The sequence below is a fragment of the Dolomitihabitans soli genome, from assembly GCF_022213955.1.
In the GTDB taxonomy this organism is placed as follows: domain Bacteria; phylum Actinomycetota; class Actinomycetes; order Streptosporangiales; family Streptosporangiaceae; genus Streptosporangium_A; species Streptosporangium_A soli.
This window is the reverse complement of record NZ_JAKNTW010000013.1, coordinates 183,914-201,329: the sequence shown is the minus strand read 5'-3', so window position 1 is coordinate 201,329 and position 17,416 is coordinate 183,914. Positions and strand designations below refer to the sequence as shown.

Annotated in this window: 14 protein-coding genes; 9 read left to right on the top strand and 5 right to left on the bottom strand. The window is 70.6% G+C overall.

The features are described from left to right. The first annotated feature begins 29 nt into the window (after nucleotides 1–29). The 9 genes from MBA17_RS26195 (at nucleotide 30) to MBA17_RS26155 (ending at nucleotide 12,809) form a co-directional block, all read left to right on the top strand. A complete protein-coding gene (locus MBA17_RS26195) occupies nucleotides 30–2,516 on the top strand; it encodes an ATP-binding protein (protein ID WP_238499234.1) in 2,487 nt (828 codons plus the stop codon). Beyond that, complete coding sequence (locus MBA17_RS49695) at nucleotides 2,513–4,870, top strand: type IV secretion system protein (RefSeq protein WP_274385965.1); 2,358 nt, start codon at nucleotides 2,513–2,515, stop codon at nucleotides 4,868–4,870. The genes MBA17_RS26195 and MBA17_RS49695 overlap by 4 nt, the downstream gene beginning before the upstream one ends. A 2-nt stretch (nucleotides 4,871–4,872) precedes the next feature. Next, on the top strand, nucleotides 4,873–5,523 hold the full coding sequence (locus MBA17_RS26185; RefSeq protein ID WP_238499233.1) for a hypothetical protein: 651 nt from the start codon (nucleotides 4,873–4,875) through the stop codon (nucleotides 5,521–5,523). Between the two features lie 74 nt (nucleotides 5,524–5,597). Next, nucleotides 5,598–6,608 carry a C40 family peptidase gene (locus MBA17_RS26180; RefSeq protein ID WP_238499232.1) on the top strand — a complete coding sequence of 337 codons (1,011 nt, stop codon included), beginning with the start codon at nucleotides 5,598–5,600 and terminating at the stop codon, nucleotides 6,606–6,608. Nucleotides 6,609–6,614: 6 nt separating this feature from the next. After that, on the top strand, nucleotides 6,615–7,004 hold the full coding sequence (locus MBA17_RS26175; RefSeq protein WP_238499231.1) for a (deoxy)nucleoside triphosphate pyrophosphohydrolase: 390 nt from the start codon (nucleotides 6,615–6,617) through the stop codon (nucleotides 7,002–7,004). Between the two features lie 93 nt (nucleotides 7,005–7,097). Then, on the top strand, nucleotides 7,098–8,741 hold the full coding sequence (locus MBA17_RS26170) for a hypothetical protein (RefSeq protein WP_238499230.1): 1,644 nt from the start codon (nucleotides 7,098–7,100) through the stop codon (nucleotides 8,739–8,741). A gap of 287 nt (nucleotides 8,742–9,028) precedes the next feature. Continuing rightward, a complete protein-coding gene (locus MBA17_RS26165; RefSeq protein ID WP_238499229.1) occupies nucleotides 9,029–10,342 on the top strand; it encodes a chromosomal replication initiator protein DnaA in 1,314 nt (437 codons plus the stop codon). A 294-nt stretch (nucleotides 10,343–10,636) separates the two neighbouring features. Next, on the top strand, nucleotides 10,637–11,845 hold the full coding sequence (locus MBA17_RS26160; protein ID WP_238499228.1) for an NAD(P)/FAD-dependent oxidoreductase: 1,209 nt from the start codon (nucleotides 10,637–10,639) through the stop codon (nucleotides 11,843–11,845). A 10-nt stretch (nucleotides 11,846–11,855) separates the two neighbouring features. Continuing rightward, nucleotides 11,856–12,809, top strand: coding sequence for a sigma-70 family RNA polymerase sigma factor (locus tag MBA17_RS26155; RefSeq protein WP_238499227.1), 954 nt, complete (start codon nucleotides 11,856–11,858; stop codon nucleotides 12,807–12,809). A gap of 141 nt (nucleotides 12,810–12,950) precedes the next feature. Here MBA17_RS26155 and MBA17_RS26150 read toward each other — a convergent pair whose 3' ends face one another. The 5 genes from MBA17_RS26150 to MBA17_RS26130 form a co-directional block, all read right to left on the bottom strand. Next, nucleotides 12,951–13,145, bottom strand: coding sequence for a sigma-70 family RNA polymerase sigma factor family protein (locus MBA17_RS26150; RefSeq protein WP_238499226.1), 195 nt, complete (start codon nucleotides 13,143–13,145; stop codon nucleotides 12,951–12,953). A 309-nt stretch (nucleotides 13,146–13,454) separates the two neighbouring features. Further along, nucleotides 13,455–14,399, bottom strand: a complete 945-nt coding sequence (locus tag MBA17_RS26145) for an NAD-dependent epimerase/dehydratase family protein (protein WP_238499225.1) — start codon at nucleotides 14,397–14,399, stop codon at nucleotides 13,455–13,457. Nucleotides 14,400–14,504: 105 nt separating this feature from the next. Then, the gene (locus MBA17_RS26140; protein WP_238499224.1) at nucleotides 14,505–14,699 is read right to left on the bottom strand and encodes a ferredoxin; all 195 of its coding nucleotides are present in this window, start codon (nucleotides 14,697–14,699) and stop codon (nucleotides 14,505–14,507) included. Nucleotides 14,700–14,709: 10 nt separating this feature from the next. After that, on the bottom strand, nucleotides 14,710–15,921 hold the full coding sequence (locus tag MBA17_RS26135) for a cytochrome P450 (protein WP_238499223.1): 1,212 nt from the start codon (nucleotides 15,919–15,921) through the stop codon (nucleotides 14,710–14,712). A gap of 380 nt (nucleotides 15,922–16,301) precedes the next feature. Continuing rightward, nucleotides 16,302–17,243: an RNA polymerase sigma-70 factor gene (locus MBA17_RS26130; RefSeq protein WP_238499222.1), complete on the bottom strand. Its 942-nt coding sequence runs from the start codon at nucleotides 17,241–17,243 to the stop codon at nucleotides 16,302–16,304. Nucleotides 17,244–17,416: the final 173 nt, after the last annotated feature.

Here is a 17,416-nt window from a genome sequence, read left to right as displayed (position 1 = left end):
CGCAGGCGCGAGGGTAGGGGGAGCGGCGGATGAGCCGGTCGTCACGGGCACGCAACCGCTTGGCCGTCCGGTATTTCGACGATCGGGTCCTGCTGAGCGAGTCGGCGGCCTGGGCGTACTTCCGGCTGCCGACGGTCAGCTACGAGTTCGTCACCCCCGAGGAGCGCGAGGCGCTGGCCACGAACATCACGATCGCGCTGGCCGCGATCAGGATGCCGGACGCCGAGGTGCACCTGCGTGTCGCGCACCGCACCTACCCGGCGGCCGACTGGGCGATGGCCCTCAACGCCACCTCCGACGAGGGACCGGGCTGGCGCGACTATCTGGAGGAGATGTACCGCCACGTCTGGGCGAAGGACTTCTGGACCAAGGAGGTCTACCTGGGCGTACGGCTGGGCCCGCGCGGCGCCCAGCTCGGCACGGGGGTGCTCTCCCAGCTCTTCGGCTTCTACCAGCGCGGCGAGAAGGCGCTCGGCCTCGACGACGACCACGTCCCGGACAGTGAGATCAACCGGTGGACCGACCAGGCGGAGCGGCTCGGCCGGGCCCTGGCCTCCAGCGCGCTCTACGCGCGGCACGCCACCTCCACCGAGATCGCCTGGCTGTTCCAGCACGCCGCGACCGGCTCGCTCGGTGACCCGCCCACCTCGGCCAGCCCCAAGCGGCGCTGGGGCAAGGGCGAGATCGAGGCGCTGGTCGAGGGGCAGATCCACAACGGCCGTTCGCTGCTGCGCATCGAGCAGCCGTCGGGTGACTCCTATGTCGCGCACCTGTCCTTCGCCAGGTTCCCCGACCTGATGCCCTTCCCCGACGGGGAGCCGTGGGGGCACTTCGCCGACCAGCTCCCGTTCCCGGTGGAGATCTCCAGCAGGATGCGGTTGATCACTCCGGTCAAGGCGAGCAAGGATGTGGCCCGCAAGCTGGCCCACGCCCGCGACATGGACATCCACATCCGTGAGGCCGGGGCGGAGGCGCCGATCGCGCTGGCCGAGCAGATCGACGCGGCGCGCATGCTGGAGCACGGCATCACCAAGGAGCGCCTGCCCTTCGTGTACGGCTGGCACCGGCTGATCGTCGCGGCCCCGACGGAGGAGATTTGTGTGCAGCGGGTCGAAGCGGTCGTCGAGCACTACCGTGACCTGGGCATCGACATCGTCAACTCCACCGGTGACCAGTTCTCGTTGTTCTGCGAGGCGTTGCCGGGCGAGCGGGTGCGGGTCAACGCCTACGCCCAGCGGCAGCCGCTCCGCACCATCGCCGGCGGGATGACGACGGCCACGGTGGATCTCGGTGACCGGCTCGACGAGGGCAAGGCCGGCTGGGCGGGGCCGTACGTCGGGGAGACCGTGGGGCGGGCGCGCAGCATCGTGCACTTCGATCCGCTGGTGGCGGCGGCGCGTAACCGGCCCACGGCGATCGCGATCACCGGCGAGCCCGGCGGCGGGAAGACCACGCTGGCGCTGCTGATGATCTATCAGATGGCCCTGCGAGGGGTCACCATCGCGGTGATCGATCCGAAGGGCGACGCGGAGTCCCTGGTGGAGCTGCTGCGGAAGAGGGGCAGGCGGGCGCGGATCATCCCGCTCGGCTCGGCCGCTCCGGGGCTGCTCGACCCCTTCTCCTTCGGCGACGACATCGCGGCCAAGAAGACGATGGCCACCGAGACGTTGCGGCTGCTGCTGCCGAGGATGTCGGAGGAGCGCGAGTCGGCGATGATCCAGGCGGTCGCCGCGGTGTCGAACGCCGCCGATCCCTCGCTGGGCAGGGTCGTCGACTATCTGGAGCAGGCGGAGGACCCCGCGTCGAAGAACCTGGGGGCGGTGCTCCGCTCGATGTCGGATATGCACCTCGCCCGGCTGTGTTTCGATCCCTCCGGCGGCGACCAGGTCGACACCGAGGGCTGGACCACGGTCTTCACGCTGGGCGGGCTCACCCTGCCCGACGTCACGACGGCCCGCGACGACTACTCCTACGAGCAGCGGCTCTCCGTCGCACTGCTGTACCTCGTCTCGCAGTTCGCCAGGCGGCTGATGAACGGCCTCGACCGCCGCGCGCCGAAGGCGATCTTCCTGGACGAGGCATGGGCGATCACCTCCACGCCCGAGGGCGCCAAGCTGGTGCCCGAGGTCAGCCGGATGGGCCGCTCGCGCAACACCGCGCTCGTGCTGGTCTCGCAGAACGCGGGTGACCTGCTGAACGAGCAGGTGACCAACTGCCTGTCCTCGGTCTTCGCCTTCAGGTCGACCGAGCGGGTCGAGGTCGAACACGTCATGTCGTTGCTCGGGGTGGAGCCTTCAGAGGAGCACAAGGCGGTGCTGCGCTCGCTGGGCAACGGCGAGTGCGTCTTCCGGGATCTGGACGGCCGGGCGGGCCGTATCGGGGTGGACCTGATCTCAGAAGACCTCCTGCGCTGGCTTGACACCAACCCGACGCACGACAAGCCCGGTGACGACGGGAATGATCCTCCGGGGGGCATCGGCAGGTCGGGGGCGACGGCGCAGGAGGTGCGGTCATGAAGGTCCCCCCCAAGGGGCGCCGGCGCGGGCGACTACGCAGGCGGCTCGCGGCAGGGCTGATTCTGTTCCTAGGTCTCCTCGCGCTGCCGCTGGCCCTGCCCTCGGGCATGGCGGCGGCGGCGCTCTGCGATTTCTCGCCCGACCTGTCTCCCGAGGTCGTCGGCGGCGGACTCGACGGGCTGCTCAAACCGCCGCCGCCCGACGGGTCGGCGGGGACGACGGTCGGCGCGCAGGTGGGGGCCGCCCAGGCGCCCACCGAGAAGCTGCCGGCCGCCGCGGAGACCAACTACGCCAGGTACGGCACGTCCGGCCAGTTCTGGCACACCAACGATCTGGGCTGCGACGACGTGGGCGCGGTGCTCGGCAACGCGTGGGCCAACTCGATCTTCGCCGGAGCCAAGGCAGTCGACCGCCTGACCATCACCACCTACCAGGCGGCGGCCACCGAGGGCCCGCTGCAGTCGATCAAAGACGTGGTCGACGACATCATCACCAAGCTCGCCGACGCCATGTACTGGCCGTATCTACGGCCGATCGTGATCCTCGGCGCGATCTGGCTGGCGTGGTACGGCCTGATCCGCAAACGCGCGACCACCACGGCCGAGGGCGTCATCTGGATGGTGCTCGCGGTCACCGTGGCGGTCTGGTTCTTCAGCCGCCCGGCCGACTTCACCGGGATCGGCAAGGTCGTCACCGACAAGACCGGCGAGATCGTCAACTCGGCGTTCGCCGGGCTGCCCGGCAACGAGGGGACCTCCTGCCTGCCGCCGAAGGGCGACGGCGACGCGAAGGCCACCCCCGGCGGGTACGGCCAGACCGGCACGCCGGGCGTCGACCAGAACGCCGACGCCCTGTGGTCGACGCTGGTCTGCAAGCCGTGGCTGATGGGCGTGTTCGGCACGGCCGATCCAGAGGCCCCCGTGGTGCGTGACTTCGGCGCCAGGATGCTCGATATCCAGGCGATCGACCAGCAGGAACAACAGGCCAAACAGATGCCGGCGACCAACGCGCACCAGGCGCGTTACCAGGAGGAGGTCGCCCGCAAACTGGAGAGCACCCCGATCTACTCCCTCTTCCAGGGCAAAGACTGGACCAGCCGGCTGGGCATCGCGATCGGCGCGCTGATAGCGGCCGTGGTCTCCGGCTTACTGATCTTCCTGGTGGCGGTCTCGCTACTGGTGCTCAAGGTCGGCTTCCTGTTCTTGCTGATCATGGCGCCGGTGTTCCTGCTGATCGGCGTCCATCCGGGCACCGGGCGGATCATCGCGATGCGCTGGCTGGAGATGCTGGTGGGCACCCTGCTGAGACAGGCGGTGCTGGCCCTGGTCCTCGGCGTGCTCGTGTACGGCTACGCCTTGATCATCTCTACCGCGATGCCCTGGGGCATGCAGGTGCTCTTCATGGCGTTGATGACGATCGCGGTGTTCTTCTACCGGCGGCCGTTCCAGCACCTGTTCGCCTCCATGGACGGGCACACGATCACCACCCGGATGCTCGGCGAGGCGGCGACCGCCCCCACGCTCTCCCGGGCGGCGAACGCGCTGCCACCCGTCGCCGGCTACCGCGCCGGGCGCTGGGGCATGCGCAAGGCCGAGCCGCTCATCCAGGCCGCCGCGATCGCCGGCGGCTCCGCCGTCGCCGCGTCGGCGTCGTCGGTGGCCCAGGGCAGGGTCAGGGGCGAGGAGGGAGCCGCCGGCACGCCGTCGGGGGCCAGGGTGCCCGTAGGCGCGCATCCCGCGCCGCTGGACACCGACACCGTGGCGGGCGCCCGCCGTAAGACGCCCACGGCGCAGAACGCCGTCACCCGTACCGGCTCCGCGCCGCCGCTCAACCTGTCCGGCACTCCGGGCGCCCCCGTCCGTGGCGGTCGTGCCGGTGGGAGCACGTCGGGCGGGTCGGCGGGCGGCTGGTTCAGCGGACGGTCGGGCGGTGGCTGGGCGCCGCGTGGCGGCTCTTCCGGCACACCCCGGTCGGGTGGATCGGCACCCAGGCCAGGCGGTTCGGGTGGATCGGCACCAAGGTCGGGCGGATCGGCGCCCAGGTCGGGCGGCTCCGGCGGTGGCGGCATCTTCGGCGGACGCTCAGGCGGGCGTTCCGGTAACTCAACCGGCGGCCGGTCAGGTGGGTCTGGTGGGTCTGGTGGGTCGGGCGGGTCGCGTGGTTCAGGCGGTTCGGGGGGCGGCAGCATCTTCGGCGGCGGCTCCACCCGGCGCGCCGACGGAGGCTCGCGCGACTCCGGTTCTGATCGCCGTTCCGAGGCGCCGCCGCTCTGGCTGCCCTCCCGTAACAACGGACGTGCCGACGACGAGCCTCCCGTGCCCTTCTGGCTCAGGCCCGGCCCCGGCAAGGATTGACGATGGCGCTAGGACTCGGTGACCGGCGTGGCCAGGTCTTCGCGGGCGTGGTGGTCCTGCTCGCGGTGGTCGGCGTCTACCTCACGCTGGGACCGGACCCCGGCGGGCCGCAGCAGGGCACCGAACAGGTGAGCGCTGACCGTACGGCGGAGCCGGCGGCGCCGCAGACGCCGGTGGCGACGGCCAGCAACGCCGCCTTCGACATCTACTCCTTCCTGCCGATGTCGAAGGAGGAACTGGCGGCGGCGGCGGACGTCGCCCAGCGGTTCATCACGTCGTACGGCACCTACCGGTTCGACGAGGACCCGGCCGTGTACACCGACCGGCTGAGCGTGTTCACGACGGCCGATCTGGCGGCCGCGCTCGGCCGCGCGGTGGCCTCACCCGGCACCGTGGAGCAGAACACCGCTGACGCACTGGTCTCCGAGGGCTCCGCGCAGGTCAAGGAGATCCGCGAGGTCGACCGGAGCTCGGTGATCTTCGTGGTGACCGGCACCCAGCGCGTCACGGCGAAGAGCGGCCCCACCGAAAGGTCGGAGGAGTACGCCGTGACGCTCACCCAGATCGGCTCCGACTGGCGGGTCCACGACCTCCAGCCCGCCGATGCCGGCCAGGAGGGAGACCCCCCCACGGGGATCGAAGGGGTGAGATGAGTAACTCCCGTGTCCGTATCGCACTCATTGTGGGCGTCGCGGGGCTGGTTCTCATGACGTTGGTGGCGGCCCCCATGTTGATGAGTACCTTCCCCTCCTTGCTGGGCGGCGGCAACCAGGCCGACTGCGAGCAGACCGAGCCCGGCGGCGACGAGGCGCAGTCGCAGACGGCGGCCTCCGACATCCCCGGCGACTACCTCAAGCTGTACAAGAAGCACGGCGAGAAGATCGGCGTGCAGTGGAACGTGCTGGCGGCCGTCGGCAAGCGGGAGACCAACCACGGCCGCTCCCGGCTTCCCGGCGTGCAGAGCGGCACCAACCACGCGGGCGCGGCGGGGCCGATGCAGTTCCTCATCGGCACCTGGGGCGGCAAGGCCAAGATCAAGATCCCGTCCAAGTTCAACGGCTACGCGGCCGACGGCGACGGCGACGGCTGGGCCGACGTCTACAACCCGGCCGACGCCATCCTCGGCGCGGCCACCATGCTCAAGCGCAACGGCGCCCCGGAGAACGTACGGCAGGCGCTGTTCGTCTACAACCGTGCCTGGTGGTACGTCGACCAGGTCGTGGAGATCGCGAAGAGATACGCCAAGACCGGCGAGGTCACCGTTCCGCCCGAGGCCGACCCCGCCTGCGACGAGCCCATCGTGGACGCCGCGCCCAACGAGGTGGTCCGCGAGATCCTTGATTACGCCCTGGCCCAGCGCGGCAAGCCGTACCGTTGGGGAGGGACGGGACCGGACGCCTTCGACTGCTCGGGGATCATCTACATGGCCTACCGCGAGGCCGGCCTCTCCATCCCGCGGGTGACCTTCGGACAGTGGCCGTTCGGGGTGAAGGTCGAGGCGGGTGACGAGGAGCCGGGCGATCTCGTGTTCTTCAACTCCGGCCCTGGAACGGGGCCCAACCGGCCCGGTCACGTCGGGATGGTCGTGTCCAAGGGCAAGATGGTGGAGGCTCGCTGCCGGCTGTGCGGGCCGATCAAGGTCACGACCTACAAGGATCGGTCCGGCATCATGGGGTTCACCCGCCCGCTGCAGAACGCGACCGTGCTCGAACAACTCAAGCGACTGGAAAAGGGCTGACACCTGATGAAGAAGGTCGTTGTGGGAGCCGCGATCGTGGCCGACGGGCGGTTACTCGCCGCGCAACGGGCGGAACCGCCCGAGCTCGCCGGCGGTTGGGAGTTTCCCGGCGGCAAGGTCGAGCCGGGGGAGAGCGACCACGACGCGCTGATCCGCGAGTGCGACGAGGAGCTCGGGGTCAAGATCGCGATCGGTGGCCAGGTGGGGGGCGAATGGGCCCTGCGGAACGACTACGTGCTGCGGGTGTGGCTGGCCGAGGTCGTCGAAGGTGTGCCCGTGGCCAAGGAGCACCTCGAACTCCGCTGGCTTTCCCCGGCCGCCTTCTACGACGTTCCGTGGCTGGAGGCCGATCTGCCCGTCGTCAGAGCGGTGGAGGTTCTGCTCGGCGAGGGTTGAGCCCGCCCCTGTCGTGACATAACGACTACGGAGTGTATTCGTAGTTCGGGGGGCTCGGTGTTCCATCGTCGGCGACATGCCCAGCTTGCTGTGGTGACCTTTCTCCTGGTCGGTGCCTCTCTCGCGCCCGCCTCGGCGTACTCCGGACCCGGCGGCGAGGAACGCTGCGGCGCGGGAGATCGTGCGTGCTCGCCGCTGCGGGTGGCCGAGCGGGCAACCAGATGGGTGCGTGGCGGGGAGACGTTCGTGTTCCGGCTGGAACTGGCCGGCGTCGCGCGGGACGCGCGGCTGGTGGTCTCGGCCGACCCCGCGTCGGCCGTGCCGGCGCTCGACTGCGGTACGGCCGGCCGCGTGGCGGGAGGGTGCCTGTTCGGCGAGATGGCGGGCGGGCGGTGGGTGGAGGTACGGGTCGACGCGCCGGCCGAGACCCCGGAGATCGTCCTGACCGCGGTCGCGCACGTGCGAGGCCCCGACGGCGCCCGTGTCCGCCGCACGGCACGGGCCGTGGTGGTGAATGGCGGGACCAGGGAGACCGTCCCGCCGCGGAGGACGCCCGCTTCCCCGGAGAACGGGCCGGAGGCTGTGCCCGAGGCCGACGAGGGCCGGCCGAGAGGGCTGCCGGGTGCGGACCGGGCGGTGTCCGGGGACGTCGAGGGCCAGGCGGTGTCCGAGGGTGTTCAGGATCAGTCCGGGTCGAGGGGTGGAGCGGTGTCCCGGGGAGTCGAGGACCAGGCGGTGTCCGAGGGTGCTCAGGATCAGTCCGGGTCGACGGGCGGAGCGGCCTCCCGGGGAGTCAAGGACGGGGCCGGGTCCGAGGGTGCTCAGGACGGTGGCGTGTCAGGGGAAGTCAAGGGCAACGCTGTGTTGCGGGAGGTCGAGGGCAGGGTGGGGTCCAGGAGCGGTGAGGGCGAGGCGACGGAACGCGGTTCGGTGGAGGGTGTGCCCGGGGGCCTGTCGGGACTCGGTTCGGTGGAGGCTCTTCCCGGACGGGGTGACGTGGCCGCGTGGAGGCCGGCCAGGTCGGTGCGGGGGAGCGACGGGGTGCGGCTGCGCTGGCGGGCCGAGCCGGGGGGAAAGGTGCGCCGCGCGCCGGAGGGCGAGGGGGTGGTTTCTGGTGAGAAGGCCGATTACTGGGAGCCCGTCGTATCGCCTCGGGGGAAGATGCGGCGCAAGTCGTGGCGTCCTGACGCGGCTGTCGCCGATGAGGGGCGGGCCGGCGGACACCGGGGTGAGGGCGGCGCTCGGGGAAAGGCGGACGAGCCGGCCGGTGCGGCACAGCCTGAGGCACGCGGTGACCTGAGCGGCCTGGCCGGGCTGGGCGCTCAAGGGCTGGGCACTCAGGGGCTTGGAGCTCAAGGGGCGGGGGTGACCGCGGTCCCGCCGGGAGTGCCGGTGGCGCCGCCCGCGATGGGCGGGGTTCAACCAGGAGCGGGCATGGCCACGCCGGGGATTCGGTTGCCCGATGCGGCGGCGTCGATGGCGGCGGGGGCGGCGGCACAGGTGACGCCCGGGGCGGCCGCGCCCGGACTGACGGCGCCGCCGTTGCCCCGGCAACTGGGTACGGCGAGCGTCAGGGCGGGTGCGGAGAGCGCGCCGGCCGAGCAGAAAAGGCTGGTCACCGGCGTGCGAGGGCTGCTCCTGGTGGGAGCCGCGGTTACGTTGCTGGTGGGATTGCTGTGGGCACAGGTAACCATTCGGCGGCGACGATCCGCCCGCGTATCTCGATCGGTGTTGTGAAACCGGGTTTACTGTTACTTTTGCCCGACTAGGATTTTCCTTGACTGGCCTAGTTCGGGAACTCACGGAGGACACCGGTGGCGCGACACGGGCGTGCGAAGGCCGTGTCCGCGATGGTCGTAACATTCGGGCTGTGTGGCGCGGGAGTGCTCGTCGCCGCGCCCTTGATCGGGGCGAACGCCAGCGCGGCAGCCGACGGAGTGAGCGCGGCGGTCATCGCGGAACCCTCGCAGTTTGAACCTTCTGACAACGTCGGCGAGCAATGGCCCGAACCCGAAGATCCCGTCGTGACGGTAACGGTCACCACGACGCCTCCCCCGGAGGAGCCGGAGCCGACAGAGGTCACGACCACCGTCACCGTGAAGCCGTCCAAGAAGTCCACCCCCAAGCCATCGACCCCGCCGCCCGCGCCGCCGACCCCGCCGGCGCCCGTCACCAGCCAGCCGCAGGTGCCGCTGCCGTCGCAGGAGATCGTGGTCCCGCCGTCGACCGAGCCGAGCGCCACGCCCACGCCGGAGGAGTCGGTCTCGCTTCCCACGGTCGCGGAGGAGCCCACCCCGACCCCTCCGCCGGTGGTGGAGACCGAGAACACGATCGACTCGCAGCCGGTCGAGCTCCGTGAGGCGGCACCCGAGTTCAACGAGGTGACGATCAGCCGGACGCTCGGCATCCCCGCCCTGGTCCTCGTCCTGCTCGCCCTCTTCGCTGTGCTGTTCTTCGAGGGCCGGCTGCGCCGCATGGCCCACGCGGCGGCCGTTCGCAAGGCGGGCCCCCGCCCGCCCGGACGGCATCGCGACGGCGGCGACTACGCGGGTTACCCGGCCGGACCGGGTTACGTCGCCGGCTACACCCAGACCAATTACCCCGGCGGCACGGCATACGCCCCGATCATCAGCTTCGTCCCCGTGCAGACCTACCCGACGTACCCCCAGCAGGGATATCCGCAGCAGTACGGCACGCACCAGCCCGGAGGCGACTACGGCTACCCGGGCTATTCGACGGACGCCTCGTATGCCGAGCCGTCGCCCACCGTGCCCGACGCCGCCGATCCTCCGGGCGGGCGCCAGGGTCTGCCGCCCGAGTCGTTCCTCGAAGGACCGCACGACCTCGCTGCGTTCGACACCTCCGGCAAGCCGACCGAGGAGGGTGCTTCCTCCTGGTTCGAGCCCACCGGTCCCGCTGAGACGACGGTCTCCGAAGAGCCGGAGAAGCCCGGGCCGTCCGAGCCCGGAGGGCTGTTCGTGCCTGCCGAGGGTCCGCACGGACCTGTGCCCTTCGAAGGGGAGAGGCCGTCGGATCCGTTCGTGGCCGGGCTGCCGGGAGACGAGGGCGCACCGTCCGAAAAGGCGGGCGAGCCGCACGGGTCTGAGGGCATCGGGCTCGCGCCGCCGTACCGGCTGGACGGGCCCGACGTGCCGGAGGGCCCGTCGCTCACCTTGGCGGACTACCTGCCTGAAGGTCTCGAGGGGGCGACGCGCCCGGGAGTTCCGGCGGCAGGCCCCGACGGCACCGCTGTGTTCCCCCTACCGGCCGTGCCCGAGGACCCGTCCGAGCCCGCCAAGCCCGCCAAACGAGGGCTGTTCAAGCGCAAGCCCAAGTAGTCGCGGGAGGGTCGGCGACCTGGCCGAGCTGGTCGATTCCGCCGCCATCGACCAGTTCGACCCCATGTGGGCAGGGTCCACGAGAAGCGCCTGCATGCGCGAAGCATCCGCGAGACTGCCGGACCGGGGCGGCCTCGTTCAGCTTGGCCTGCATCTGCGCCGCCTCGGCGTCGCGAGCATCGTTGGGCGGCCCTCCTGCCGCTCTGTGACCCATGTCACATGCAGTTCCTGTCAGCAATCGGGGCGCTGTTCCGCTCAACTCACCGGGAGCAAGCGAACCGACAGGAGCAACACATGAAGCATCGCATTCTCGTCCTCGGCGCCGGCTATGCCGGGGTCTACGTGGCCGGGAACCTGGCCCGCCGGCTGTCCCCGGCGGACACTGAGATCACCGTGGTCAACGCTGTGCCGGACTTCGTCGAGCGGCTGCGGCTGCACCAGTTGGCGGCCGGCCGGGAGATCGAGGCTCAACAGCTCGCCGACGTCTTCGCGGGGACGGGGGTACGGCTGCGCCTGGCCCGTGTCACCGCCGTCGACCCTGAGCGGCAGGTCGTCGCCGTGGCCGACGCCGACGGCGGCGGCGAGCGCGGCTACGACACGCTTCTCTACGCGCTCGGCAGCCACGGTGACGTCGAAGGTGTCCCCGGCGTGGCCGAGCACGCCTTCGACGTCGCCGGCCGGCCTTCGGCGCTGCGCCTGCGCGAGCGCCTGGACAGCCTGGGCAGGCGGGGCGAAGGCGGGAGTGTACTGGTCGTCGGCGACGGGTTGACCGGCATCGAGACCGCCACCGAGCTCGCCGAATCGCGGCCCGGCCTGTCGGTGGCGCTGGTCGCCCGTGGCGAGCTGGGGGCCCGGCTCTCCGCCGGAGCCCGCAGCCACCTGCGCCAGGCCTGCGACCGGCTGGGCATCACCGTCCTGGAGCACACCAGCGTCGAAGCCGTCGAAGCGACGCGGGTGCTGTGCGCCGACGGCACCGCCCTGGCGTCCGCCGCAACCGTGTGGACGGCCGGGTTCGCGGTCAACCCCATCGCCGCCGCCAGCGGGCTGGAGGTCACCGAGAACGGTCAGATCGTCGTCGATCGCACCATGCGATCGGTCTCGCACCCGAACGTCTACGCCGCCGGCGACAGCGCCTACGCCATCGGCGACAACGGCCGGCCGCTGCCGATGTCCTGCGCTTCGGCCGGCTACACCGGTGGGCAGGCGATCCACGCGATCGTGGGACGCCTGACCGGCCGCGAGATTGCGACGACCAAGCTGGTCTACTCGTACAACCACATCAGCCTCGGGCGGCGGGACGGGATCCTGCAGCCGGTCGACGACGAAGGGCAGGCAAAGCCGAAGTATGTGGGCGGCCGGAAGGCCGCGCGGGTCAAGGCGGGCATCCTCAAGATGTCGCTGTGGGCCAACTCGCACCCGACCTTCGGCGTGCCCAAGCGCAAGCGCCGCCTGGCCGCCGCGCCTGATGCGTACGCCGAAAAGGGCGGTCGCGTAGCCACCTAGGGTGGTCCGCGTGGACAGCACCGCCACTGATCGCTTCGACACCGGTCGGTTCGAGGCCAGCCGGAACCGGCTGGCCTCGCTGGCGTACCGGCTGCTGGGCTCCGCCGCCGACGCCGAAGACGCCGTGCAGGATGCGTTCCTGCACTGGCAGGCCGCCGACCGGCAGCGGATCAAGGTGCCGGAAGCATGGCTGACCAAGGTCGTCACCAACTTGTGCCTCGACCGGCTCCGCTCGGCACAAGCCCGCCGCGAACGCACCGTCGGCGCCTGGCTGCCCGAACCGCTCCTCGACGGCGACCCGATGCTCGGCCCGGCCGACACTTTCGAGCAGCGCGAATCGCTCTCCCTGGCCGTGCTGACTCTCATGGAGCGCCTGTCACCCCTCGAGCGGGCCGTCTACCTCCTGCGCGAAGCGTTCTCCTACAGCCACGCCGAGATCGCCGAGATCCTCGACATCACCGAGTCCGCAAGCCAGCAGCACCTCCACCGGGCCCGGCGCCGTATCACCGCCGCGCGCCGCCGCGGCGGCGAAGTCGCCCCGGCATCCGCCCGCAGGATCGTCGAGGAATTCCTCGCCGCTGCCTCCTCGGGCCGCACCGAACGGCTGGCGGCGCTGCTGACCGACGACGCGACCGCGATCTCCGACGGCGCCGGCCTGACCGAGAGGCTGCTGCGGTACGACACTCCGCAGCGCATCGCCGCCGTCGTACGGGCCGGCTTCAAACCCACACCCGCGAAACGGCGATTTGCCGGCGGCACGCCCGCCATCCACTACGCGCTCGTCAACGGCGCCCCCGCCATCCTCTTCGTGGTCGGCGACCAGGTCGTCGGCGTCGTGGCGTTCGACATCACCAACGGCAAGATCGCAACTGTGCGCGGCATCGCCGCCCCCACCCGCCTCGCCCGCCTCGCCGAAGCCTGGCGGCAGCACGAACCGGACACGCCGCTCATCACCCAGTGGTGACCCGACGCCGACCGCGGCCAGGCGCAGCACCCGCGCCGCGATGAACCGCTTCCGGGCTTCGGACGCCACCAGCCGCATGCGGACAGCGTGCAGCGGCTCGCTGCCGTCACGCGCCGGTCGCGTCGCGGGCGCGACCGCCGGTCAGGGGTTGCCGCCGGATCGGCGTTGTGCGCGCAGCCGGGCGCCGAGGTCGCTGACTTGGTCGAGGTGCCGGAGCTTGTCGGGGTTGACGGTGGAGTGGATGGTCTGGATCCGACCATCGTCGGCGCGCAGGAGGAAGGCGGCCCGCTGGTGCGGCGAGAGGTTCTCCAGCAGTACCGGGAACGCCAGTGACAAGCGAGTCGGCCCTCTCGGCGTGCTCGGCCGGCGTCGGGCCGGTGACCAGCGGTTCCGGCAGCCACTCACCGATGTAACTCTCTCCCGCCGCACCCGTGCCGAGCGGAGCTGGTCGACGGCCAGCCGGGTGGCCAGGGTGGCGATGTACGCTCGCGGCGAGGCGATCGGCTCGCCGCGTCGCAGGGGTCTGGTGCATCCGCAGGAACGCCTCCTGCACCACGTCCTCGGCTTCGCTGCCGAGCATCTGGCAGGCGATGGCGAACGCCCGCGGGTGCAGCTCGCCGTACAGGTCCCAGACGGACATGTCGGCTATTGCAATCCCTTGGCGAAGCCCGTGCGCCAGCTCGGATACTGCAGCGTCCAGCCCAGTTCGCGCTTGGTCTTCTCGCTGGAGATCCCGCGGGCGCGCGTCATCATGTCCACCGCGGCCGTACCGGCCAACGCGCGCACGAGCCAGGCCGGTACGCGGCGCGGCGGCTTGGCGCCGAGTGCGCGGGCCAGGTCCGGCAGCCAGTCGCGCACGGGTGCCGGCTCGTCGTCGGCGACGTGGTAGATCCCGGCCCGGCCGCGTTCGACGGCCGCGACCGTGGCCGACGCGGCGTCGGTGATGTGCACCAGCGACAACACCCCGCCACCGCCGCCGACGACCGGGGACTTCCGCTTGCGGAGCTCCCCCGCCATCACGGCGTCTGGCGCGGCGCTGATACTGGTCCCCGGGCCGTAGAAACCGCCGTAGCGAAGCGCGATGCCCTCAGCCCAGGTGATGCCGGTCACCGAGTCCTCCAGGTAGCGCAGTGCGGCCACCACCTCCGCCGCGTCGGCAGGGGGGTTCGGCTCGATCCGACCGGTCTCGTCGGCAACCGGCCCGCCGGTGCGTTCCATCCACTGAGCGTTGCTCTGCGCCACGAACCTGCGGACACCGACGTCGCGCGCAGCGGCCAGCAGGTGGTCGGTGCCCTCGGTGCGCAGCCGGTTGGTCGCGGCCGCCATCAGCTTGTACTGGCGGAAGTTCATCGGTCCGCTCAGCGCGGTGAGCTGGTGCACGATCACCTCCGGTTCCGCCTTGGCCACCGCGTCGGCTACCGACTCGGGGTTGAGCGCGTCGACGACAACCGGCTCGGCGCCGAGTACGCGCAGCGCACCGGCCTTGGTGGCCGAGCGGGTCGTGCCGACGACCTCATGGCCGCGCGCCACGAGTTGTACAACAATCTGGCTGCCGATGGCACCGGACGCTCCGGCAAGGAAGATCTTCATGACGTCTCCGTTCGTCGTGCTCACATACCAAGACGAGACGCCCCGACCCTCCATGACCGACTGTGATCCATTCACAGAGCGGAGCGTTCGTAGCCCCCCCTTTGCTTACTCCTGCAGGATGGATAGGGCTCGGGATGGGCACAGGGTGACGGCGTGGCGTGCCTGTGCCGCACTCTGGTCGTCGGGGTGGTCGGTCAGCAGGGCCACGAGGCCGTCGTCGTCTTGGTCGAAGACGGCCGGCTCGGTCAGGACGCACTGGCCGGAGCCGACGCAGGCCCCGGTGTCCGCTTTGATCCGCATCATCTCCTCCTCACCAGGTGACCGGGAGTTCGTGAACGCCGTAGATGACGGCGTCGGACTTGAACGGCAGGCCCTCGGCCGGTGCGGCGAGCCGCAGGGTGGGGATACGGCGGAACAGCGTGTCGAAGACGATCTGCAGCTCCATCCGGGCCAGGTTCTGGCCCAGGCACTGGTGCGGGCCGAACCCGAAGGCGACGTGGTGGCGGGCCCCGCGCTCGACATCCAGTTCGGCCGGATCCTTGAACGCCGCCGGGTCCCAGTTGGCCGACAGCATCGAGACGATGACGCCCTCGCCGGCCTTGATGCTCACCCCGCCGATTTCCACGTCTTCGGTGGCCAGCCGGGAGGTGACCCCGTCGGCGATGGTGAAGTAGCGCAGCAGTTCCTCCACGGCCATGGGCGTCCTGCCCGGGTCGGCCTTGACCAAGGCCAGTTGCTCCGGATGGGAGAGCAGCCCGACCACGCCGAGCGAGATCATGTTCGCTGTGGTCTCGTGTCCGGCGGTCAGCAGCAGGAAGGCCAGGCTCACCAGGCCCGCGTGGTCGAGGGCGCCCTCCTGGCGTTGCCGGGCGATCTGTCGGCCGAACAGGTCGTCGCCGGATTCGGACTCCTTGCGGGTGATCAGGTCGTCGATGTAGGCGCGCAATTCGGCGAAGGCTCGCTGGCGGTCTTCCAGCGAGGTCCGGCGCACCATCATGGTGGTGCGGCTTTGGAAGAAGTCGTGGTCGGTGTAGGGGACGCCGAGCAGTTCGCAGATCACCAGGGAGGGCACCGGCAAGGACAGCGCCTGCACCAGGTCGACCGGTCGCTGGTCGGCGGCGAGCATGTCGTCGATGAAGTGGTCGACGATGTCCTGGATCCGCGGGCGCAGCGCGGCCAGCCGCTTCACGGTGAACTCGCCGATCACCGAACGGCGGGCCGCGGAGTGTTCCGGGCCGTCCATGCCGAGCATCAACGGCGGCTGGCTGCGGAGCTGCTGCAGGGTCGCCGCATCGAGAGTGAAGAGCGGGAAGCCGTTCTTGCGCTTGTCGGAGGAGAAGCGGCCGTCGGCGAGGACGGCACGGGCCTCCTCATGCCCGGACACCCACCACGCCTCGCCGCCGCTGGTCAGGCGGACGTTGCTGATCGGCGCTTGCCCGCGCAGCAGCTCGTAGGCGGCGGGTGGGGAGAACGGGCAGTCCCGCTCGACCGGCAGTTCCAGGCCGGCGACGTTCTTCGTCATGAATAACCTCCTAGTAATGAATCTGGCCGAGATTTGTTCTGCTTGCCGGCGACCTCGGCAGCGTGATCGACACCGCCACCATCGGGCTCTCGACCTGCCGGACCGTCGTGCGCAGGACGAGAGCCTCTTGTGCCACCGTCAGGTCCAAGTCGCTCCGAGGCGGCAGGCCGGCTCGTCACCGCGTTGATCGCAGGGTGATGGCGGTGTGTCGGCTGCCAGGGGAGCCTGAGCGGCCATGTCTGCTCCTCGAAGAGAACGTTTGCGTGCTTTACGTGGTGACGGGACCGGGCCGGTACGCGCTTCTGACGATGAGCAGATGTCTTCGCTCGGGGTGCTCCGCACGGTCGCGATATCGTGACCATGGCGCGGCGGCTGAAGGATTACGTCAGCGTGAGTGGGGTCTCGGATTCAACGCGGGTCAGCTTCTGCGGGTTGCGGACGTAGTAGAGGCCGGTGATGCGGGCGTCCTCGACACGGACTGCTATGACGCCGTCGATCTCGCCGTTCACGCGTAGGACGATTGCCGGGTTGCCGTTGACCACCGTGTGGATACTGGTGAGTGCGACTTGGGCCTTGCCGAGGCCGCCGACGATGAAGCGGGCCACCTTGTCGGCGCCGGTGATCGGCCGCGGCGCGGCCTGCTTGACGCCGCCGCCGTCGCTGATCAGGACGACCTCCGGGGAGAGCACGTCGAGGAGGCCCTGCAGGTCCCTGGTTTCAAACGCGTGCTGCAACGACTCCAACACCGCCCGGGCCTGGTTCGGGGCGACCTCCTCACGAGGGCGGCGGGCATCGACGTGCTCTCGGGCGCGGTGCGCGATCTGGCGGACGGCGGCAGGGTTCTTGCCGACGGCGGCCGCGATCTCGTCGTAACTGATACCGAAGGCCTCGCGCAGCACGAAGACGGCGCGTTCGGTCGGTGAGAGCGTCTCCAGGACGATCATGAGCGCCATCGACACGCTCTCGGCCAGCTCGACGTTCTCGGCCACGTCCGGCGCGGTGAGCAGCGGCTCGGGCAGCCAGGGGCCGACGTAGTCCTCCTTGCGGCGATTCATGGTGCGCAGCCGGTCGAGCGACCGCCGGGTCGTGATCCGGACCAGGTAGGCGCGCTGGTCGCGTACCTGGCCCAGGTCGACCTTCATCCACCGCAGCCAGGTTTCCTGCAGGACGTCTTCGGCGTCGGCAGCCGATCCGAGCATCTCGTAGGTGACGGTGAAGAGCAGGTTGCGGTGGGCGACGAACGCCTCGGTGGCGGAGTCCATCCGGCCGCCACCGGCGAGCGGTTCGGCGGTGCCCGTCGTTGGCTCGCTGCGCTCGTTCATGGCGGGCTCCTGCCTGTTCGCTCTCAACTGTGCTCTGTACACAAGACGCCGGCCCGCACCGCTGTGTGACACCCGTGATCGGTGGCGCACGTCACATCACCGCACTGTCACAAAGTCCGGGTCGCCGGCGCCTCATGTTCGTCAGGACGCAGCGCGAACGATCCGCGCGGCAC